Here is a 20,516-nt window from a genome sequence, read left to right as displayed (position 1 = left end):
ATTCAGTCCTCCGCTTTTTCAGCGAAAAGGAACGATTTGACGTCATTTTTCGATAAACCATACTCCTTCGAGACGATTTTGACAACCTCCCGGGAGGAAAGGCCCTCCGAGAGCATGGCCCGGGCTGCTTCCTTCCACCGGTCCCCGTCGGGCTCCGGCGGGGAGGCTCCTTCCACCACAAGGACAATCTCGCCCCGGATTCCCCCGGCGACGGAATCCGCCAGTTCTCGAAGGGTGCCCCTCCGGGCCTCCTCGTACACCTTGCTGATCTCCCGGACAAGGGCCGCTTTTCTGTTTCCCAGGACGTCCGCTGTGTGGCGGATGTGCTTTTCCGCCTTGTGGGGAGAGACATAGAAGACAAGGGTGCACTGCAGGGGGGCCAGTTCCAGGAGGACCTTCTCCCGTTCTCCCTGTTTGTCGGGAAGAAAGCCGTGGAACAGGAACGGATGGGGCTGCAGCCCCGAGAGCACGAGAGCGGGGACGAAGGCAGTGGGTCCGGGCAGGACCGTTACGTCCACTCCCTCGGCGATGCACCGCAGGACGATTTCCCGCCCCGGATCGGATATGCCCGGGGTGCCCGCGTCGGAGATAAGGGCGACATTTTTCCCCTCCGCGAGCAGGGAGAGAAGGTGCTCCGCCCTGCCCTTTTCGTTGTGGGCATGGTAGGAGACGAGGCGGGCCGATATGCCGAAATGCCGCAGCAGCGGCAGGGATGTCCTGGTGTCCTCGCAGGCGATCACGTCGGCTTCTTTCAGCATCCGGACCGCCCGGGGCGACATGTCCTCAAGGTTTCCCACCGGGGTGGGGATCACTGCGAGCGGCATGGCAGTCCCTCCTTCGTATAGGCGGCCAGGAGCTCCTCCGTGTAGTTCCCCCGGCCGTCTTCGATGTAAAGGGGAGGCTCCACGGTCATGCCCGGTTTTCCACCCCGGAGGGCTTCCACAAGAACGACCGAGGCTTTTCTTCCCGGCAGAGGGTGGACGAAGCGGATTCTCTTCGGCTCCAGGCCCTGCTCCGAGAGGGATGCCAGGAGCTCTGCCGTCCGGCCGGCCCGGAAGACCACGTACATCCTTCCCCTGTGCTTCAGCAGGTAGCGGGCCGCCGCCGCCATGTCGCCGAGGGAGCACCAGATCCCCTGGCGGGCAGGCCGGTCCGAAGAGGAGGCGCTGGGCCTGCCGCAGCCGGGTTCCTCGTAGGGAGGGTTCATGGCCACGCAGTCGAAGAGCTGGGGGGGGAAGAGAGCTCCGGAATTCCTGAGGTCTCCCCGGACAACGGACACTCTTTCCGAAAGCCCGTTGAGGACGGCATTCTCTTCCGCAAGGGCCGCCAGCTCGTCCTGGATTTCGAGTCCGGTGACGGCCACAGCGGGGAATCGCAGGGCGAGGATCAGCGACACGGCTCCGGAGGCGCACCCGAGTTCCATCACCCTGCCCCCCGAACGGGGAAAAGTATCCCGTACGTAGGCTGCGAGGAGGATGGTGTCCACGTTGACCCGCGGCCCCCCGGCGGGCTGGCGGAGAGTAAGGGCACCGTAGAGAAGATCGTCCCTCGTGACGGTCATCGCCGTACCGCCCCGGAAAGCCTTCCGCCTTCCCTCTCCTCCGGCTCGGCCCAGTCCTCTACCTTCATGCCCACGACTCTGGACAGCCCGGGTTCCGCGAGGGTGACACCGTAGAGGATGTCGGCCCTCTCCATGGTGGCCCGGCGATGAGTCATGACGAGAAGCTGGATTCCCTTGCCCTGTCCCGGAGGGGAGGAGTATTCTTTGGCGAGATCACCGAACCTCAGGAGGTTCGATTCGTCCAGGGCTGCGTCCACCTCGTCGAGGACCGCCAGGGGCACCCCGGCCACCTCCATGGAGGCGAAGAGGTAGGCTATGGCGGTGAGGGTTTGCTCTCCGCCGGAAAGCTGGGCTAGGTTCTGGAGGTGCTTCCCGGGAGGCCGGGCCACGATTTCCACCCCGGCATCCCAGGCGGGGGAAGACTCCTCCTCTTCGCCCGAACCGACGGGTTCGGGGCCCTGAAGGCGGAGCCGGGCCTCCCCTCCGCCGAACAGCCTGCAAAAGAGGGAATTGAAGCGGGCGTTGATGTTCTCCAGGGCCTTGCCGAAAAGGGCTCCCACGTGGCGGTCCGTCTCGCTGATGATGCCCCGGAGTTCCCCTATGGCCGCCTGCACGTCCCCGAGCTGCTCGGAAAGGAAGGCAACCCGCGCGGAAAGGGACTGGTCCTCCGAAAGGGCGCCCCACTCCACTTCCCCGAGAGCCCGGAGTTCCCGTTCCAGCCTGCGGACCGCCGCCGATGCGGCTTCCCCTTCATCACCGGGGGGAGCCTCCGCTGAGCTGTACGGGTACTGTTCTTCCCACATCTCGGTGAGCTGCCTGAGCTCGCCTGCCAGGCTCTCCCTTTTCGAGGCCAGGGTCCGGGCCCGTTCTCCTGCGGCTCCGGCGGCCTCCACCGCTCTCCTGCTCCGGACGGAAATCCGGCCTGAGCGGGAGGCCAGCAGTTTTTCCTTGTCCAGCAGGGCGTGCAGGGCGGCCTCCTTGTCCCGTATCTCCCTGAAAAGGAGATACTGCTCCCGGCCCCACCGCTCAAGGCGCTCTTTCTCGACCCGCTCCCTGGCGAGGCAGTTCTCCCGCTCAGCGGCAAGGTAGGCAAGCCTCTCCCGGGTCCGCTCAAGTTCCGAGGCGGCCCGGATCCTGAGGGATGCCACGCTGGACAGGCGCTCCTGCAGAAGAACGCATGTATTTTCCGCTTCGGCGAGCCGTGCCGGAAGGGAGGATTCTTCATCGCCCCCGGAGGGAGACGGCATGGAAGCGAAAAGGATTTCCATCTCACCGTCGATCTCCGCCATCCGCTGCTCCCACGAGGCTGCATCGGCGAGAGCCCGGCGACGGTCGCGCTCCAACCGCTCACAGGCTTCCCGTTCAAGGTCCAGATCCCGCCGCTTTTCCTCCAGGCGTTTTCCGGTCTCCCTCAGTTCCATGGTGAGAGCTTCCTTTTCGGCGGACCGGGCCCGTTCCAGGGCTTCTTCCTTTTCGAGGGCGGCGGCCAGGGAGGCGGCCTCCTGTCTGACCCGGGCAAGATGCTCCTCGGCCTCCCTGATCCGTCGGCGCCGTTCGATGGCGCCCGCGGCGGCCCGCGTCCGTCCGCCGCTCACCGTGCCCGAGGGAAGGAACACTTCCCCTTCCAGGGACGCTATGGGATAGGAGGCCCCCCTGGAGGCGAGCTGCGCCCCCACGGAGTACTCCTCCACCAGCAGCAAGTCCCCGAGAATGTGGGAGACACAGGGCTTCCACTCCTCCGAGGGCGTGACGATCTCCAGGGCCCACCCCACGATCCCTCGGGCGGGAAGGATGGCCCTCCTGTCTGGAAATCGGGGACGGCTTTTCTCCAGGGGAAGGAAAGTGGCCCTTCCCGCCCGGCGTTCCTTGAGGAGGTCGATGCAGGCTCCCGCCTCGGCGATGGTCTTGACGAAAAGCCAGTACTGACGCCCTCCAAGGTAAGCCTCCAGGGCGGATGTGACCGACGGGGGACAGGAAAAGGACTCTGCGGCCACCGTCACGGGAACCTGGAGTTTTCCGAGGCGGTAGGCCGACGAGAGGAAACGGACGGGTTCGGGGTAGGATGAGCTCTCGGCCGTCTTCAGGTCCTCGGCGGCCGCATCGAGGGAAGCGGCTTCCTTCCGGGCCTTCTGGAGGGCCGATGCCGTCTTCCGGCAGGCCGCGAAGGCGTCGCCGTGGGCCTCCAGCACCTCGGCCTCCCTCCGTTCGAGATCGGTTATTTTCTCTTCCAGGGCGGCCGATTCTTCCCGCAGGGCGGCCAAAGCCTCCCTGGATGCCTTGATCCGGGCGTCGCAGTCTGCGAGAAAGGCCTCCCGGGATTCTCTTTTCGACCGGAGGGTCTCCTTTTCTCCACCTAGAGCCGAAAGGGCGGCAGAGAGGGATTTTTTGCGCTCCTGCTCTTTTTCAATGGCCGCCCGGAGTTGGTTCATCCGGCCCCGAAGCCTGTCCCTTTCTCCCGTCGCCGCAGCAAGCTCGGCAGAGAGTGAGTTCTCCTTCGAGAGTATTTCTCCGTTTTCCGCTCCTATTTCTCCGAGACGGACGGAAAGGCTTTTTTCCTCCCCTTCAAGGGAGGCCGTCCTCGAGCGGATCTCCCGAACGGCGGCGGCGGCGGCGAAGCAGCTTCTACGGAGCTCCTCCCTCTTCCTGATCAATTCCTCCCGGTCTCCGCGCAGGCATTTCACCCGTTCTTCAAGTTCCCCCCGCTCCCGGAGGGAGCGGCTGTACATTTGTTCCCACCGGTCTCTCCAGCGTATCCGGAAGGTTTCTTCCGCGCCGAGGGTACGGATTTCCTCCTCAAGGATTGCAAGGCTTTCTTCGAGAACGCGCCTCCGGTAAAAATAGTAGAGCCGTCGTTTTTCTTCCAGGGTGTCGGTTATGGCCTTGGCCCGGGACGCAAGGGCAACGGCGGGAGCGATCTCCTCCCTGCGGTTGCTGAGTTCGGCCGCAAGGGCCCCCAGCCGGAGGCTTTCCTCCTCCGCCGAGACGAGTTTTGCCGAGGTCTCGTTCCTTTTTCGGCGGTACTGGTCGATGCCGAAGAGAAGCTCGAGATGGGCCCTTCTCTGGGCCGGCCTCTGGCTGATGGCCTCCGCCACCTCCCCCTGTCCGATGAAGGCGAACTGATCGCCCTCGAGCTTCCAGAGCCTCTTCACCGCATCGAGGTCGGCGAGCCTGGTCCGGACGCCGTCCACGGTGATCACCGCACCGGTTTCCGGCGAAAAGGATCTCTTGAGGACGCAGCTTCCGGCGCCGGGAGTTCCGTCCTGTCGGATGAAAAGGGCCACTTCCGCCCTGGTCGCTGGAGGGATGCTCGCGCTTCCGGAGAAAAGCAGGTCTCCCTGCCTGACGATCCGGAGCCTTTGGAACCCTCCGTCGCCCAGCACCCACCGGAGGGCGTCGAGAAGGTTGCTCTTTCCGCTGCCGTTGGGTCCCACGATGGCGGTGAGCCCCGGCGAGAACACCAGGTCCTGGGAAGCCCCGAAACTTTTGAAGCCTTTAAGATGAAGACGTTCGATATACAACGAGACGGGCCTCCCATTTTTCCATCTGTTCCATTCTCCGCTCCACCTGCTCGAGGCCTCCCTGAGCATCCAACCGGAACTTGCTCCAGGCGAAGTCGGGAACCGCCGCGAGGAAGATCTTCCGGCCGAGCTCCTCCTCCCAGAGAGAGAGATAGGTTTCATAAATATATTGGGCCACCGCAGGGTTCACCTCCAGCAGGAGAGCCTCCGAGCGGTTCGACGCCGACACTTTCCGGAGGAAACGCTTGATGGTCATGGAGATGGTGTCCTCCCGGTGAACCCATCCGTTGCCGCCGCAGAAGGGGCAGCTCCTGGTGAGGGTGGAGCGGATGTCGGGCCGGGCACGCTTCCTGGTAATCTCCACGAGCCCGAGCTGGGATACGCCGAAAATCCGCGCCCGGTACCGGTCGGGCAGAAAGACTTCTTCCAGGCGCTTCATGAGGAGGGCCCGGTCCTCCTCGTAATCCATGTCGATGAAGTCGATGACCACGATGCCTCCGATGGCCCGCAGCCGGAGCTGCCTGGCGATTTCCGACGCCGCTTCGAGATTGGTCTCGAGCACCGTATGGCGGAGGTCCGTCTTGCCGATGAATTTCCCCGTGTTCACGTCGATGACCGTCAGCGCCTCGGTGTGGTCGATGATGAGATAGGCTCCCGACCGGAGCCACACTTTTCTCTCCAGGGCGGCCTCGATCTCCTTTTCGATGCCGTAGAACTCGAAGAGGGGCGTGATCCCTCCGTAGAGGCTCACCTCCGGGTGGTCCGTTCCGGAGAAGAGAGACAGACTGTTCTTGACGTTTTCGCATTCTTCCCTGCCGTCCACTACGATCTCGGACACGGCATCGGTGAGCTCGTCCCGGAGAACTCTCCCGATAAGGCCCAGGTCCCGGTACAGCAGGCACGGAGCGGACTGGACCCTCCCGTTGTGCTCTATCTCCCTCCAGAGAGCGAGGAGAACTTCCACGTCGTGAGCGAGGCTTTCCTCGTCCACCCCCTCGGCGGCGGTCCGGACGATGATGCCGTAATCCTCTCCCCGAAGCTCCCGGGCGATGGTCTTGAGCCTCCTGCGCTCGTTCTCGTCGGTGATTCTCTTGGAAACCCCCGACTCCTGGCCGTGGGGCACAAGGACCACGTACCGACCGGGAAGAGATATCCGGGAGGTCACCCGGGCTCCCTTGTTCTTCCTCGCAGTCTTGGTGACCTGGACGAGAAGCTCCTGGTTCGGCTGGAGATTGAGCCCCCTGGCGTCGTTCAGGTACAGGAAGGCGTTCCTTCCGTCGCCGAGGTTGACGAAGGATGCGTGGATACCGGGGAGGACGCTCTCCACCCGGGCCTTGTAAATCTCCCCCGCTTTCTGGCGCTCCCACATCCGTTCCACGAACAGGTCGGCGAGGCGCCCGTCCTCGATGATGGCGACCCTCGTCTCTTCCGGATCGATACAGTTGGCTACAATCTTCCGGTTTACGGCGCCCGGCTCCGTACGGCTGTCACTCACGGCGACGCCCTCCTCCCGAAGAAAACCGTTTTTTTTCAAAGAGGGGGATACATCTCCCCCGGAAAGGCTTCATGCTCTCCGGTCCTCCCCGACTGCAGCCGCGAGCGGTTCCGCAAGGGGCAGGACCCGGGGCTCTTCGCCGTCCTCCCGAAGAGAAAGGGATCCCACCGCCTCCCGAAGAATGAAGACGTCCGGCCACCCCGCGACGATCCCCCGGGCGGCAAGGGCTTTTACCAGCACGCCGGGGCCCTTTTGCGCCGGGTTCTCCATCACGAGACGGTAAAACCCGGCCGGGAGATCCCGCCCCCTTCCGAAGGAAAGGACCGTTCCCTCATTCTTCAGTTCTTCAAGGCATTCATGCAGTACCGTGCCGGGTTCTCCTCCCCTGAGGGCGAGGATGCACGACGAGGCCCGGCACCATTTGCCCAGAGACTTCGCCTCTTCCGTTCCGGGAAGGCCCTCCACCACGGTGCTTCCCGTGATGGAAAACCCTTCGGGCAAAAAGAGATTCCACCGGCGGGGGGTATCTTCATCGTACCCGGTAAGCCAGGCTTCAAAGGGTTCGGCAAGGGCCGGAACACCCACGGAAAGCTCGGGCCCGAGGCTGATCTTCGGGCGCGGGGTGAACCCTTCGGAAAGCCGGAAACCGATGGCGGCCCTGGCGGCACTTCTGGCGAGGACTGTGGGGATGGCGATATGGGGGATGAAGCAGGCCCTCCCCCTCTTCGAATAGGTGAGGCGGACCCTAATCACGGGAAGCCGCTCCCTTCCCGAGGACCGGGCAGCGATCCTCCACTCCGCACGCCCTGCAGGGGGCGCCTTCATTTCCGCCCAGGGGCCTGCAGTCGGGAGATACAAGCTCCCCGAGGGCCCGTTCCCTCTCCCGGAGCAGGAAGGTTTTGCTCACCCCGGCATCGATATGATCCCAAGGGAGCCCCTCGTCCGTGGCCCGCCTGCGGGTGGTGAATTCAGCCGGGTCGATTCCCGTCTTTTCAAAAGCCTCCATCCAGCGGGGCAGGAAAAAGGTCTCGCTCCAGCCGTCGAACCTCGCCCCCGCCTTCCACGCCTCCAGCAGGGCCGGAGCGAGGCGGCGGTCTCCCCGGGCGAAAACGCCCTCGAGAAAGGTCTGTTCCGGTTCATGGTACTTGAGGGAGACCCGGCTGTTCTTTCCGCCGTGCCGGGAAGCGAGCTTTCCCTTCAAGAAGCGCCCGGCGGACCGGAGCTCGTCCACTCCCGCCTGGGGCTCCCACTGGAAGGGGGTGTGGGCCTTGGGGACGAATCCTGCCACGGAAAGGGCCACCTGGGCTTTTTTCCCGCTGCTCTTCCCGATGGAGAGGGCCCGTTCGGCAAGGTCGAGAATGCCCTCCAGGTCTTCGGTGGTCTCGGTTGGAAGCCCCATCATGAAGTAGAGCTTCACCCTGTCCCACCCCCTGGAGAAGACAGTCTCGAGGCAGGTGGTGAATTCCTCGTCGGAGACGCCCTTGTTGATTACGTTCCTGAGCCTCTGGGTGCCCGCCTCCGGGGCGAAGGTGACGCCGCCCCGGCGCATGGACTCCATATCAGCGGCGAGGCGCACCGAGAAGGCGTCCATTCTCAAGCTGGGGAGACTGATCTTCACGTTTTTCGGCGCAAGGGCGGCGGAGAGTTCCCGGATGACCGGAGATATGCCGCTGTAATCGCAGGAGGCGAGGGAGAGCAGGCCGACTTCCTCCCATCCCGTCTTTTCCACCAGGGAGAGGGTTTTTTCAACCACGGTCTTCACGGACCGTTCCCTCACGGGACGGGTGACCATACCGGCCTGGCAGAACCGGCACCCCCTGGTGCAGCCCCGGAAGAGCTCCATGGGGACCCGGTCGTGTACGATGCCGCCGGACGGAACCAGGAGCATATCGGGATAGAAGGCCCCGTCGAGGGAATCCACTATCCTCCGGCGGACGGGAAGAGGCCCGGCGGACGACCGGAAGGCCGTTCCGCCGCCGGGAACGAACTCACAGTCCACCAGGGAGGGAACATAGACACCCTCTACCCGGGCGAGGGCTTCGAGACGATCTCTCCTCGGCAATCCCTTCGTCTCAGAGAGGACCTTCAGGGCTTCGGGCAGAAGCTCCTCGCCATCGCCGACGCAGAAGAAATCCACGAAAGGGGCGAGGGGCTCGGGGGCCAGGGCTCCCGGTCCTCCCGCGGTCACCAGGGGATGATCTTCTCCCCGGTCTTCCGCCAGGAGGGGGATCCCCCCGAGATCGAGCATGGTAAGAACGTTGGTGTAGCTCAGCTCATACTGGAGGGTAAACCCCACCACGTCGAACCGGTCAAGGGGACGACCGCTCTCCATGGAAGCCAGCGGCATCCCCTTTTCCCGGAGCAGTCCCTCGAGATCCGTCCACGGGCAGTAGGCCCTTTCCGCGTCGGCCCAGGGCAGCCCCTTCAAAAGAAAATAGAGGATCTGAAATCCAAGGTAGCTCATCCCGATTTCGTAGACGTCAGGAAAAGCCAGGCACACCCGGACCAGCCCCCCGAAATCCCCCTTCGGGGGCCGGGAGCCGAACTCGCATCCGGCATACCGGGAAGGCCGCTTCACATCCGAGAGAAGCGGCCACATTCCATCGGCATATTCAGGAAAATGCATACAGCGCCTCCTAGAAAAATCCGGCGGCCCGGGCGCAGACCTCGGGACGTCCGGTCCAAAATACCCGAATACGGCGCAAGAAAGGCTCCGCCCCTTCGGGGTTCTTCTCGCTAATAGGTTTTCAGCGTGGATATGTATACGCTCTGGGCAAGGGCAAGGGCAATGGAGAGAGCGAGAAGGGAACTTCCCCCGTAGCTCACCAGCGGCAGGGGCAGCCCCGTGACGGGAAGCAGACCGATGCTCATGCCGATGCTCTCGGCCATCTGGAACCAGATCCATGCCGAAATGCCGGCGATGAGCACCTTCGCCCGGCTGTCCTTGGTGCGCATGCCCGTCTCGAGAAGCCGCCAGAAAAGCATCCCGAAAAGAAAGAGCATGGCGACGGCTCCGATAAAGCCGAATTCCTCGCAGTAGACGCTGAAAATAAAATCGGTGTGGGGCTCGGGCAGAAACCGGAGCTTGCTCTGCAGCCCTTCCATGAATCCCTTTCCGAAGAGTCCTCCCGATCCCACGGCGATCCTTGACTGGATCACGTTGTATCCCGCTCCAAGAGGGTCCGCCCAGGGATCAAGAAATACCCTGATGCGCATCTTCTGGTACTCCTTCAGAAACTGCCACACCAGGGGGACGGCGGCCATCATCAGGCCGATGATCCCTGCGGGGTATTTCCACGGCGCTCCCGCGACCACGATCGTCACCATGGTGATGGCTCCGTAGACCATGGCGCTTCCGGTGTCGGGCTGGAGGAGCACCAGCCATCCCGAAACTCCGGCCAGGGCGAGGCCCCCCAGGAAGGAAGGCAGCGTCAGGGGAGGGTACCGGCAGAAATGCTTCGAGAGCGCGAGGATCAAGGCAATCTTGCCGAACTCAGCCGGCTGGAACCGGAAAACCCCCAAGTGAAACCAGCTCCGGGATCCCTTCACCGTGAGTCCGAGCACGATGACACCCAGAAGGAGGACGAGGGCGAACAGGTAAATCCGGTAGGCCCAGGAGAAAAGACCGGCGTACCCGACCTGGAGCACGGCAAGAAACGCCGCGACGGAAAGGCCGCCCCACAGGAGCTGGCGGACGGCGAAACCGCCTCCGCGGCCGTCGAACCCGGCGCCGGCGCTGAAGATTGACACGACGCCGAGAAGGAAAAGCGCCAGGACGGGAAAAAGCTGGAGCCTATCCAGACTTGCCAGGTTTTCTCTTAGGGTGAGTCTTTTTTCCTCCATCCGGTATCTCCTGTTCCTTCTTTCCGGGGAGCATCCCCCGCTTGATACGGATGACCGGGATGTTGGCCACAAAGGCCACGGACCTGTCCGCCCGATCGAAATCCATCTCTATCTTGGACGTGTCGATATCCATGTAGCGGGTGATCACGTCGATCATGTCCCGCCGGAGCTGTTCGAGCATTTCGGGCGAAATGTCCGCCCGGTCATGGATGAGAACGATCTGCAGTCGCTCCTTGGCGATATTCTTCGAACCGCCGGAGCCGAAAAAAATCTTCAGAAATTCCAGTGCCATGGTCCTTCCCCCTATTCCTTCAAGCCGAAGAACTTCCGGATTCCCGCAAACAGACCTTTTCCTTGTTCTTCGCTGAAGTCGGGGAAGGGGACGGTTTCGCCGAGTATTCGCGATGCGATTCGCTGGAATGCACGGGCTGCCGGAGCCGAGTCTCCGAAGGTAAGAGGCTCGCCCCTGTTCGCGGATTTCACCACGCTGTCGTCCTCGGGGACGATGCCCACAAGGTCGATGGCGAGAATATCGAGAACGTCCCGTACGTCAAGCATCTCGCCTTCCCTGACGAGCCGGGATCTGAGGCGGTTGATCACGAGGCGGATGGGCGCCTTGCCCATAGATTCGAGGAGGCCGATGATCCTGTCGGCATCCCGTACGGCGGGAACCTCCGGCGTGGTGATGACGAGAGCCTCGTCCGCACCCGCGGCGGCGTTGCGGAACCCCGATTCGATGCCCGCGGGGCTGTCAAGAAGAATAAAGTCGAACTCCCTGCGGAGCATGCGGCACAGTTCTTCCATCTGTTCAAAGGTTACCGCGTCCTTCGTCCTTGTCTGGGCGGCGGGAAGGAGGAACAGGTTGTCCACCCTCTTGTCCCTGACCAGGGCCTGGTTGAGCCTGCATGTCCCTTCCAGCACGTCGATGAAATTATATACCACCCTGTTCTCAAGGCCCATCACCACGTCGAGGTTCCGAAGCCCGATGTCGGCGTCCACGGCAACAACCTTATGTCCGGCCCGGGCGAGGGCCACCGAGATATTCGATGTGGTGGTGGTTTTGCCGACGCCGCCTTTTCCAGATGTAATCACTATCACCCGAGGGTCCACTGAATTTCTCCCCTTCCCTTTCCCGGAGGATCGAGTCTTCCAGGAAATCATGTTCGTTTATAATTTCAATTCCCTCACCACGAGGGAATTGTTCTCCAGGGTAATGATAACAGGTTTTCCCCACCATTCCATGGAACTGCCCAGGGAAGAGCTCACTTTTCCGCCGACCCGGACCTGCTTGGCCTCGAAAAGTCCCGCCACCACGGTGTGGTTTTCCCCGCCGTCGAGACCGGCGTGGGCCAGTCCTTTCAGCCTGCCCCATACGCAGATGCTGCCCGAGGCGAAGACCTCCGCGCCGTCGTTCACATGACCGATGATGATCACGTCGCCTTCGTGCTCAACCCTCTGGCCCGAACGGAGGGAACGGGCCAGGAACAGGGTGTTCTCCGTCGGTTTTTCCTTCTTTCCTGACCGCTCCGCCACAGGCTCTCCGGTGGCCACTCCCATGGACCGGAAGTCGTCCAGGGTCTCTCCGTCCAGGGAGATCCATGAAAGGATCTTCATCTTTCGTGACCAGATGAAATCGGAGAGAAGCTTCTGGATAAAGAACCTGGATACCCTCCGTCCCTGGAAGTCGAGGACTACGCCAAGGCTGCCCGAGAGCAGCGAAGCCTCGCCAAAGAGTTTTTCCAGGTCGGAAAGAAGCTTGTCCTCGCTCCCCGTCTCCGGAAAGATCATCCGTATTCCGTACCCGGCGCCTTTCAGGAGTATTTCTCCTGAATCCGCCTGGTCTTGTCTTTGCTCAAGGGGATCCGACACGACCGCACCTCCTCAGAATTCTGCGGCGGAATATTCCGCCGCATTTTTCCGTTCCCTGGCCCCGGGTCACTGGGCCTTTCCCCTTGCTTCGGGGACGAGCAGATAGGAGAGAATCTCCCCCACCATGGGCGATGCCACCGAGCTGCCGTGAAGCCCCGCCTCGATCACGGCCACTGCCACGTACTTCGGGTTGTCCATGGGGGCATAGCCCGCAAAAAGGGCGTGGTCGTCGCCGTGGGCGTTCTGAGCGGTACCCGTCTTTCCCGCCACGGTAATGCCGAAGCTGCCTGCCTGCCTGCCGGTTCCCCGCCTGACCACGTAATCGAGGCCCCGCCTTATGACATCAAGGTTCTTCGTGTCGATGGGCAGAGCCTGGACCGGTGCGCCTGCCGCCGGGAAAAGATGGGGCCGGACGAGCCTGCCGCCGTTGGCGATCACCGCATAGAGCCGTGCGATCTGGAGAGGCGTGGTCAGCAGAAAACCCTGTCCGATGGAATAGTTGACCGTATCCCCCTGGAACCATGATTCCCTGAACCTGGCCCTCTTCCAGTCGGGCCCGGCGATGACTCCCGCAGATTCGCCGGGGAGATCGATTCCCGTGGGGGAACCGAGCCCGACGAGGGCGCCCCATTTCAGAAGCCTGGAAATGCCGAGATTGAGCCCCATCTTGTAGAAATACACGTCGCAGGATTCCTGGAGGGCCCTCAGAAGGTTCACCGTTCCGTGACCAGAGCGCTTCCAGCAGCGGAACGTCCTGTTTCCCAGGGTGAAGGCCCCGGAGCAGTGCACCGTGACGGCCGTGGTCGTCTCCTTCTCCTCCAGGGCGGCGAGTCCCACAAGGGCTTTGAAGGTGGAGGCAGGAGGATACAGGCCGGAGATGCTTCTGTCGAGCATGGGTTTTTCCGGGTCGTTGAGCAGGGCATTCCATTCCCGGACGGAAATGCCCCACGCCAGGGGGTTGTTGTCATAGGAGGGGGAGGAATAGAGGACGAGCACCTCCCCGGTGTGGGCGTCCATCACCACGATGGCCCCCCTGTACCCCTTCATGAGGTCCGCCGCGAGGCGCTGGGCGCCGAGGTCGAGAGTGAGGTGGAGATCCTGTCCCCGCTCCGCCGGCCGGGCATCGATGGTCCTCACTTTCCTGCCCTTGGCGTCCACTTCCACCGACTCCTCCCCGGGGGTTCCCCGGAGAAGCTCCTCGTACTGCCGCTCGATACCGTTCTTTCCTATCTGGTCCCCGACGACGTAATTGCTTTCGCTGAACTGCTGGAGTTCATTTTCGCTGATTTCCCCCACATAACCCGTGATGTTCGATGCGAGGCTTCCCGCCGGGTAGGTTCTCCGCCAGACGGGGAGGGGAAAGAGTTCCCTGGGGAACTCGGGGTCGGCCACAAGGTCGGCCATCTGGGCGAGGGTGATGTTCCCCACGAGCCTCACGACTCTGTACGGAGCCCATGACTGCCTTTTGATGGACCTGGAGAGATCCTCCGCCGTATAGGGAATGCCGTGGCCGGAAAGTAGTCCCGCCAGTAGTTCCAGCATGTTGTTTTTCTCGATATCAAGGGGATATCCCATAATGTCGAAGGTGGTGACGTTCACCGCGAGAAGGGCCCCGTTCCGGTCGTAGATCTCCCCCCTGACCGGCGGGAAGCGGATCAGCCGGAGGCGGTTGTTCGACGCGAGCCGGATGTAGGTGTCCGCATGGATCACCTGGAAAAAGTACAGTCCCCCCACGAGAACGGTCATGGAAAGCAGGATGGCCGCCCGCCACAGCTTCAGGCGGAAATTGAGCACGGGCCTGAAGTCAGGCATCGGGGTTCTTCAGCCTCCAACCGTAAATGAGGGAGGTGAACAGCACCAGGGGCAGCAGGTAGCTCTGCTGCAGAAAATAGGTGGTAAAGATACCCAGGCCCCTGGCGCCTCCCATGAAAATCCGGACCACGGAAACAGGGAAGAAGGCGGCCCAGAGGATCGCACCAAAGACCGGCGCCGTCCGCCCCGAGACGGGCAGAGAAAACCATGCCCACCGGGACATAAGGATGGTAACCACGTAAAAGAGGGACGAAAGCCCCGGAAAGCCTACCCACCTGAGGTCCCAGAGAATGCCGCCGAGAAATCCAGCCCAGAGAATTTCCACTCCCCTGGACGGATGCCTGAGCGAAAGGAAGAGGAGGACCAGAAGAAAAATCTCGGGCACTACCACTCTTCCCGTGCCGAGAACCCAGAGAAAATCCTGTATATACCATGCCAGGGCATAGATCACCGGGAACGTCCCTCCCGTCCACCGCCCGGAGGCGTTTCACCGAATATTTCCAGGGCGTAGAGCTGGGTGAGGCCGGCTCCCGGGATAACCCGCCAAGCGAGGTATGCGCTGCCGGAATTCCTGGTTTCGGAGGAAAGGCGCCCCACGGGGATTCCCGGCGGAAGGGCTTCGCTCACCATGGCAGTGCTGACCGTCATTCCTTCGGAAAACAACCTTCCCTCCGGCACGTACAGGAGCCAGAGGCCTCCCTCGCCGTCCCCGGCAACCACGCCGAGATCCCGGGTTTCTTCGATGACCACAGGTATCATAAGGGATGAAGACGTGATGAGCTCCACCCAGGAATAGTTCTCTTCAGACGAGCTGACCCTGCCCACGAGATAGCCGTTATGGAGAACCGGCGCCCCGAAGAAGACACCGTCGGAGGTGCCCTTGTTGATCCTCACTTCGGACCACCACGACAAAGGCTCCCGCAGGGTAACCCGAGCGTAGCCGTAAAATCTGTCCAGCTCCTGCTTCAGGTGACTGGCGGACCCCACGGACCATGCCAGCCTGAGGCGGGTGTTCTCCTCCTCCAGAATATCGAGCCGCTCCTTGAGGGCACTCTTGTCGGCAAACCAGAAGGAGACCCTCTTGGCGCCGCGCTGAAGAGCTACGGCAGGATACTCGGGATACCGGAGAATTTCCCCCACCAGGTCAACAGCGCCCCTGAAGACATCCTTCCTGGGCGCCGCCGCCAGAAACAGCAGGCTCGCTATGATCATGAGAAGCCCGTGAATCCATTCTTTCCCCAGATGTTTTTCCGTCATAAAACCCTTCCCCGCCCCGGGTAAACTTCTACTTGGATCCCCTTTCCACGGAAAGGAGAATCTTTCTCATGTCGTCGAGATTGTCGAGGATTTTGCCCACTCCCCTGGCCACGGCAAAGAGAGGATCCTCCGCCACGATCACCGGTGTGTTCAGTGCCCTGGAGAGCCTCTCGGCCAGGCCCCGAAGCTGGGAAACCCCTCCGGACAACAGGATCCCCTGGTCCACAATATCCTTCGCAAGCTCGGGAGGAGTCTGCTCGAGGGCGACCTTGACCATGTCCTCTATGCGCAGCACGATGGGCTCGAGAGCCTCCCTGACCTCTACGGAGGACACCGTGTCGGCCTTCGGGAGGCCGTCGGCAAGATCCCGTCCCTTGACCGCCATCTCGAGCTCCGTGTCGAGAGGCAGGGCAGAACCGACGGCAATCTTGACCTCTTCCGCCGTGGTCTCGCCGATGAGCAGGGCGTACCTCTGCCTGAGCATGGCCACGATGGCGTTGTCCATATCCTTGCCGGCAGCCCTCAGGGAATTGGTGACCACAATCCCGCCGAGGGAAAGCACCGCCACCTCGCTGGTGCCGCCACCGATGTCCAGGATCATGCTGCCCCTGGGCTCCTGGATGGGAAGCCCCACGCCGAGGGCCGCCGAAATGGGCTCCTCGACCACGTAGGCCTCCCGCGCCCCAGCGCCGAGGGTGGCGTCCACAACAGCTTTCCTCTCTACCTCGGTCACTTCGGCGGGAACCGAGATAACCACCCGCGGGTTGGCCAGCAGCCCTCGCCCGCCGCCCGCTTTCCGGAGACAGTGGCGGATGAGTTCTTCCGTCATGTCGAAGTTTGCGATCACCCCGTCCTGAAGGGGCCAGATGGTGGAAACCCCTGCGGGGGTCTTCCCCGCCATGGCCTTGGCTTCCTTCCCCACGGCGATCACGTCGACCGCCCCGCCCTTCGGGCGTTTCCGCACCGCCACCGCGGAGGGCTCGCTGAGCACGATACCCCTGCCCTTCACATACACCACGATGTTGGCCGTTCCGAGATCGATACCAACGTCAGTGCCGAACATCCCATTGAATATTCCGAACACCTGCTTCAGTCCCCGCTTTCTAGGCTTCACCGGGAAGCGGAATGGAAACATGCTTCCCGTTCGCCACAACATAATGGCCGATGAACCTGATATCGAGCATCTTCGTTCTCCCGGCCAGATAGTCTGTCAGCATCCTGTCTTCCCTGCTGGGACCGAGGGTTCCGTCGGGGTGGTTGTGCGCAAGAACAAGTCCCCAGGAGTCGAGGCGGACAGCCCTCCGCAAGAGGTATTTTACATCAAGAAACGCCCCGTCCGGCCCCCCGTAGGAAATTACGTCGGAGGTGATGAGGGTCCCGTTGCGCCGCACGTGCAGTCCCACGATATATTCCCGCTCCTCGGCGGCAAGTTCAGCCGCCAGGGAAGAAAGACGTTTCTCCCAGGGAAGTCCCTCCTCGGGCTCGCTCTTTTCGGAGTGAATCCGCTTCCCCAGCTCCAGGGCCGCCAGGAGTACGCAGGCCTTTGCTTCTCCCAGGCCGGGAAAGGAGAGCATCTCCTCCTCCGTCGCCCGGGAAAGCCCCTTTGCGTTCCCGAATTCTTTCAAGAGGTCCGAGGAGAGTTCCAGCACGTCCCTTCCCCTGCTGCCGGTACGGAGAAGTATCGCAAGCAGCTCCGCCAGTGAGAGCGACGATGCTCCCCTGCGGCGCAGGCGCTCCCGCGGCCGTTCTTCTCCGGGAAGGGCGGAAAGCTTCATTCGGCCGATTCTCCGTCAGGCCAGAAGGGATTGTGCTTCCGTTCGGCGCCGATGGCGGTCTCCGGTCCGTGGCCCGGGAGTACCTTCAGTTCGTCGGGAAGGGCCCCGAGCCTGAGGATCGAACGGTCCAACAGCTCCGGATCTCCCCCGGGAAGGTCCGTCCTGCCCACGCTCCGGGCAAAGAGGGTGTCGCCCGAAAGAAGGAGGCTTCCTTCTCCGGATTCGGCCAGGTAGCAGGTACTTCCCGGAGTATGCCCCGGAGTTGCCAGCACGGTGATCCTCATCTCCCCCACGGTGAGGACATCCCCGTCCCTGAGAGGGGAAAAGGCATCCGTCCCCTTGAAGTCGTATCCCATCCACTCCAGAAGGGCCGGGTCAGGAGAAACCACCAGCGAGGCGTCTTTTTCGGGAACGTACACGGGAGCGTCAAACCGCTCCACGGCGGCCGGAAGCCCCCCGGCATGATCCAAGTGGCCGTGGGTGAGCAGTATTTTTTCTATGGAGACGTTCCGGGTCCGGGCGAAGTCGGCGATCTGGTCCGGGTCTCCGGCAGGGTCGACGAGAAATCCCTTTCCGGCCTCCCAGACCAGGTAGGTGTTCGTCCAGAGCGGCCCCATTGGAAAACGTTTGTAGTTCATGGTCCGATCAACCTCCATTGTCTAAATCACTCAGCCTGCGGGGCATCTCCCCGGCGGACTCTTTTTCCAGTATGAGCGTCACTGGACCGTCATTGGCGATCTCCACAAGCATGTGGGCCTGGAATACCCCGCTTTCCACCGGGATTCCCCGCGATGCCACCGCCTTCTTGAAAGCTTCGTACAGCCGGTTGGCCTCCTCCGGCTCACCGGCGGCGATGAAGGAGGGACGCCGTCCCCTGCGACAGTCGCCGTACAGGGTGAACTGGGAGACGACAAGAACCGCGCCCCCGACGTCCGCCAGGGAGAGGTTCATCTTCCCCTGGTCATCCTCGAAAATCCGGAGACCGGCAATTTTCTCGGCCATCCACTCAACTTCCGCTTCACCGTCGGTACGGGAAGCGGCAAACAAGACGCACAGTCCCCCGCCGATCTCTCCCCTGGTCTCTCCATCCACGGAAACCCTCGCAGAGGAGACTCTCTGCACTACTGCCCTCATTCTGTCGTCACCCCCGTGAGACGTTGATCATTCCCTTGACCGCGTTCAGTTTTGCCACGATAAAATACAGGTGTTCCAGATTCCTGACCCGGACCTCCAGCTTCATCCGGGCGAGGTTTCCCCCCACAACTCCCGCCTTGATGCCGGTCATGGCCCCATCCGCGCCGGTGATGGCCTGGGCCACGTCGCCGAAAAGCCCTCCCCTGTCGATGGCCTCGAGTTTCAGTCTGGCGGTGTACCGCCTGTTCCCCGTTGCCCCCCAGGAGACGGAGATTAACCGCTCTTCTTTGGCGTTCTTCACGTTTTCGCAGTCCGCCCGGTGGACGGTGATACCCCTCGAGCGGGTTGAAAAGCCGACGATAGGGTCGCCCGGCACAGGCTCGCAGCAGTTTGAAAGCACCACCTGGACTCCTTCCGCCCCTTCCACGACGATGTCCGATTCTCCTTTTTTGCCGGCGAAGGACGTATGCTTCTCCTGCTCTACCGCAGCAGGAGGGGGAGCAGGCTGGGGCTGGGCCTTGCCCGCGAGGCGCTGGGCTATGAGGGAGACGCTCTGGTGTCCCGCGCCGATGGCGGAAAGCAGATCCTCCCCGTTGGACTGGCCCGTATCCCTGGCAATCTTGTTGAGCAGGGGAAGCAGTTCCTCGAAGGCCTCGAACTCCAGAGTCCCCCTCCGGCGGAGTTCCCGTTCAAGCAGGTCCCTGCCCCTCTGGACCTTTTCGATCCGCTCCGTCTTTTCCAGTGCGCGGAAATGGGCACGGATCTTGCTCCGGGCCTTGCTGCTCCTGGCGATTTTCAGCCAGTCCCTGGAGGGCGCTCCCTGGGGAGAAGTGATGATCTTGACTATATCCCCATTCTGGAGCTCGTAACCCATGGCCACGATCCTGTTGTTCACCATGGCCCCGACACACCGCATACCCACTTGGGTGTGGATGGCGTAGGCGAAGTCGATGGGGGTGGATCCCCTGGGCAGGGAAACCACCTCTCCCTGGGGCGTGAAGACAAAGACATCGCTCGAGAGAACGTCGTCCTTGAGACGTTCCAGGAACTCCGAGGGCTCGGCGGCTCCGTCGTGGTCCCCTTCGAGGGCCTGGCGTATCCAGGTCAGCTTGGCGTCGAGATCGTCAAGCCTTCCTCCCCCTTCCTTGTACCGCCAGTGGGCAGCGATGCCGTACTCCGCCAGGGAGTTCATCTCCCAGGTACGGATCTGCACCTCCAGGGGCTCTCCCGTGGGCCCCACCACCGTGGTGTGGAGGGACTGGTACATATTGCTCTTCGGGTTTGCGATATAGTCGTCGAACTGCCCGGGGATGGGCTTCCAGATGGTGTGGACGATACCCAGCACGGTATAGCACGCCGCGATGTCGTCCACCACCACCCTGAGGGCCAGGAGATCGTAGAGCTGCTCCACCGGCAGCTTCTTGCGATTCATTTTCTCGTAAATGCTGAAGAAGTGCTTCGCCCTGCCCGTGACCTTGCAGTGGATGCCCTCTTCCTTCAACCTGGCGCTGAGAACCTCCATGGCTTTCCGGACCACGGTCTCCCGCTCGGGCAGCTTTTTGCGGACCCGTCTCCGGATCTCGTAGTACATTTCGGGGTCAGCGTACTTGAAGGCCAGATCCTCGAGCCCCCTCTTCACCTGGTAGATGCCCAGGCGGTGGGCCAGGGGAGCGTAGATCTCCAGGGTCTCCCTGGCGATGCGCATCTGTTTGTCCTTCCTCAGGGCGCCCAGGGTGCGCATGTTGTGCAGCCTGTCGGCCAGTTTGATGAGGACCACCCTGATGTCCTTGGCCATGACCACGAACATCTTGCGGAGGTTTTCCGCCTGGTAGTCCTCGAAGGATTTGAAGGGAAGCTTCCCAAGCTTGGTCACACCGTCCACGAGGGTGGCCACGTCCGCGCCGAAGGCGCCTTCCAGTTTTTCGATGGTGATATCGGTATCCTCGAGGACATCGTGAAGGAGGGCTGCGACGAGAGTGACCACGTCGAGCTGCATTTCGGCGAGGATTGAGGCGACGTTGATACTGTGGACGATGTAAGGGTCGCCGGTGGAGCGTTTCTGGTCCTTGTGGGCCGCCCCGGCGAGGACCAGGGCTTCTCCGAGAGTCATGAGTTCCTCCCGGGAAAGGTAATGGACCACCTTGGACCACAGCTCGTGCCATGCAAACTTCACCGAGATGGCCCGGTCCTCCTCGGGAATACGACCAATGTAGCTGTCCCTCAGTTTTCCGGAGGCCTTCCGGTCCATTTCG

General features: G+C 62.3%; 18 protein-coding genes. All 18 read right to left on the bottom strand.

Annotation, left to right across the window (positions count from 1 at the left end):
• Positions 1–2: 2 nt before the first annotated feature.
• Entirely contained in the window at positions 3–824 is an 822-nt protein-coding gene (rsmI, locus tag JMJ95_RS05445) for a 16S rRNA (cytidine(1402)-2'-O)-methyltransferase (protein ID WP_290683438.1), read from the bottom strand.
• Entirely contained in the window at positions 809–1,561 is a 753-nt protein-coding gene (locus JMJ95_RS05440) for a methyltransferase (RefSeq protein ID WP_290683436.1), read from the bottom strand. The genes rsmI and JMJ95_RS05440 overlap by 16 nt, the downstream gene beginning before the upstream one ends.
• The gene (gene smc / locus JMJ95_RS05435; protein ID WP_290683434.1) at positions 1,558–5,079 is read right to left on the bottom strand and encodes a chromosome segregation protein SMC; all 3,522 of its coding nucleotides are present in this window, start codon (positions 5,077–5,079) and stop codon (positions 1,558–1,560) included. The genes JMJ95_RS05440 and smc overlap by 4 nt, the downstream gene beginning before the upstream one ends.
• A complete protein-coding gene (locus JMJ95_RS05430) occupies positions 5,054–6,574 on the bottom strand; it encodes an Rne/Rng family ribonuclease (protein ID WP_290683433.1) in 1,521 nt (506 codons plus the stop codon). Before JMJ95_RS05430 ends, smc begins: the two co-directional genes overlap by 26 nt.
• Positions 6,575–6,643: 69 nt before the next feature.
• Positions 6,644–7,327, bottom strand: a complete 684-nt coding sequence (locus JMJ95_RS05425; protein ID WP_290683430.1) for a DUF2344 domain-containing protein — start codon at positions 7,325–7,327, stop codon at positions 6,644–6,646.
• Entirely contained in the window at positions 7,320–9,200 is a 1,881-nt protein-coding gene (locus tag JMJ95_RS05420) for a TIGR03960 family B12-binding radical SAM protein (RefSeq protein WP_290683428.1), read from the bottom strand. The genes JMJ95_RS05425 and JMJ95_RS05420 overlap by 8 nt, the downstream gene beginning before the upstream one ends.
• A gap of 110 nt (positions 9,201–9,310) precedes the next feature.
• Positions 9,311–10,417: a rod shape-determining protein RodA gene (rodA, locus tag JMJ95_RS05415; RefSeq protein ID WP_290683426.1), complete on the bottom strand. Its 1,107-nt coding sequence runs from the start codon at positions 10,415–10,417 to the stop codon at positions 9,311–9,313.
• A complete protein-coding gene (gene minE, locus JMJ95_RS05410) occupies positions 10,368–10,709 on the bottom strand; it encodes a cell division topological specificity factor MinE (protein ID WP_290683424.1) in 342 nt (113 codons plus the stop codon). The genes rodA and minE overlap by 50 nt, the downstream gene beginning before the upstream one ends.
• A gap of 11 nt (positions 10,710–10,720) precedes the next feature.
• Entirely contained in the window at positions 10,721–11,527 is an 807-nt protein-coding gene (minD, locus tag JMJ95_RS05405) for a septum site-determining protein MinD (RefSeq protein ID WP_290683422.1), read from the bottom strand.
• Between the two features lie 57 nt (positions 11,528–11,584).
• Positions 11,585–12,286 (bottom strand): septum site-determining protein MinC, encoded by a 702-nt coding sequence (gene minC / locus JMJ95_RS05400; protein ID WP_290683420.1) that lies wholly within the window; start codon positions 12,284–12,286, stop codon positions 11,585–11,587.
• 66 nt (positions 12,287–12,352) lie between these two features.
• A complete protein-coding gene (mrdA, locus tag JMJ95_RS05395) occupies positions 12,353–14,098 on the bottom strand; it encodes a penicillin-binding protein 2 (RefSeq protein ID WP_290683418.1) in 1,746 nt (581 codons plus the stop codon).
• Positions 14,091–14,549, bottom strand: coding sequence for a hypothetical protein (locus tag JMJ95_RS05390; RefSeq protein WP_290683417.1), 459 nt, complete (start codon positions 14,547–14,549; stop codon positions 14,091–14,093). The genes mrdA and JMJ95_RS05390 overlap by 8 nt, the downstream gene beginning before the upstream one ends.
• Positions 14,546–15,355, bottom strand: a complete 810-nt coding sequence (gene mreC, locus JMJ95_RS05385; protein WP_290683415.1) for a rod shape-determining protein MreC — start codon at positions 15,353–15,355, stop codon at positions 14,546–14,548. The genes JMJ95_RS05390 and mreC overlap by 4 nt, the downstream gene beginning before the upstream one ends.
• Before the next feature lie 28 nt (positions 15,356–15,383).
• Positions 15,384–16,418, bottom strand: a complete 1,035-nt coding sequence (locus tag JMJ95_RS05380; RefSeq protein ID WP_290683454.1) for a rod shape-determining protein — start codon at positions 16,416–16,418, stop codon at positions 15,384–15,386.
• Positions 16,419–16,458: 40 nt separating this feature from the next.
• Positions 16,459–17,130, bottom strand: coding sequence for a RadC family protein (locus JMJ95_RS05375; protein ID WP_290683413.1), 672 nt, complete (start codon positions 17,128–17,130; stop codon positions 16,459–16,461).
• Positions 17,127–17,768, bottom strand: coding sequence for an MBL fold metallo-hydrolase (locus JMJ95_RS05370; RefSeq protein ID WP_290683411.1), 642 nt, complete (start codon positions 17,766–17,768; stop codon positions 17,127–17,129). The genes JMJ95_RS05375 and JMJ95_RS05370 overlap by 4 nt, the downstream gene beginning before the upstream one ends.
• 7 nt (positions 17,769–17,775) lie before the next feature.
• A complete protein-coding gene (gene dtd, locus JMJ95_RS05365; RefSeq protein WP_290683409.1) occupies positions 17,776–18,264 on the bottom strand; it encodes a D-aminoacyl-tRNA deacylase in 489 nt (162 codons plus the stop codon).
• A gap of 7 nt (positions 18,265–18,271) precedes the next feature.
• On the bottom strand, positions 18,272–20,512 hold the full coding sequence (locus JMJ95_RS05360; protein ID WP_290683452.1) for a bifunctional (p)ppGpp synthetase/guanosine-3',5'-bis(diphosphate) 3'-pyrophosphohydrolase: 2,241 nt from the start codon (positions 20,510–20,512) through the stop codon (positions 18,272–18,274).
• Positions 20,513–20,516: the final 4 nt, after the last annotated feature.

Source organism: Aminivibrio sp. (assembly GCF_016756745.1).
Taxonomy (GTDB): domain Bacteria; phylum Synergistota; class Synergistia; order Synergistales; family Aminobacteriaceae; genus Aminivibrio.
The sequence above is the reverse complement of the archived record's forward strand: the minus strand, read 5'-3'. Positions and strand labels throughout refer to the sequence as shown.

Coding starts and splice junctions, on each gene's coding strand:
- rsmI (WP_290683438.1), bottom strand. CDS start 824: ATGCCGCTCGCAGTGATCCCCACCCCGGTGGGAAACCTTGAGGACATG.
- JMJ95_RS05440 (WP_290683436.1), bottom strand. CDS start 1,561: ATGACCGTCACGAGGGACGATCTTCTCTACGGTGCCCTTACTCTCCGC.
- JMJ95_RS05420 (WP_290683428.1), bottom strand. CDS start 9,200: ATGCATTTTCCTGAATATGCCGATGGAATGTGGCCGCTTCTCTCGGAT.
- rodA (WP_290683426.1), bottom strand. CDS start 10,417: ATGGAGGAAAAAAGACTCACCCTAAGAGAAAACCTGGCAAGTCTGGAT.
- minE (WP_290683424.1), bottom strand. CDS start 10,709: ATGGCACTGGAATTTCTGAAGATTTTTTTCGGCTCCGGCGGTTCGAAG.
- mrdA (WP_290683418.1), bottom strand. CDS start 14,098: ATGCCTGACTTCAGGCCCGTGCTCAATTTCCGCCTGAAGCTGTGGCGG.
- mreC (WP_290683415.1), bottom strand. CDS start 15,355: ATGACGGAAAAACATCTGGGGAAAGAATGGATTCACGGGCTTCTCATG.
- JMJ95_RS05380 (WP_290683454.1), bottom strand. CDS start 16,418: ATGTTCGGCACTGACGTTGGTATCGATCTCGGAACGGCCAACATCGTG.
- JMJ95_RS05375 (WP_290683413.1), bottom strand. CDS start 17,130: ATGAAGCTTTCCGCCCTTCCCGGAGAAGAACGGCCGCGGGAGCGCCTG.
- JMJ95_RS05370 (WP_290683411.1), bottom strand. CDS start 17,768: ATGAACTACAAACGTTTTCCAATGGGGCCGCTCTGGACGAACACCTAC.
- dtd (WP_290683409.1), bottom strand. CDS start 18,264: ATGAGGGCAGTAGTGCAGAGAGTCTCCTCTGCGAGGGTTTCCGTGGAT.
- JMJ95_RS05360 (WP_290683452.1), bottom strand. CDS start 20,512: ATGGACCGGAAGGCCTCCGGAAAACTGAGGGACAGCTACATTGGTCGT.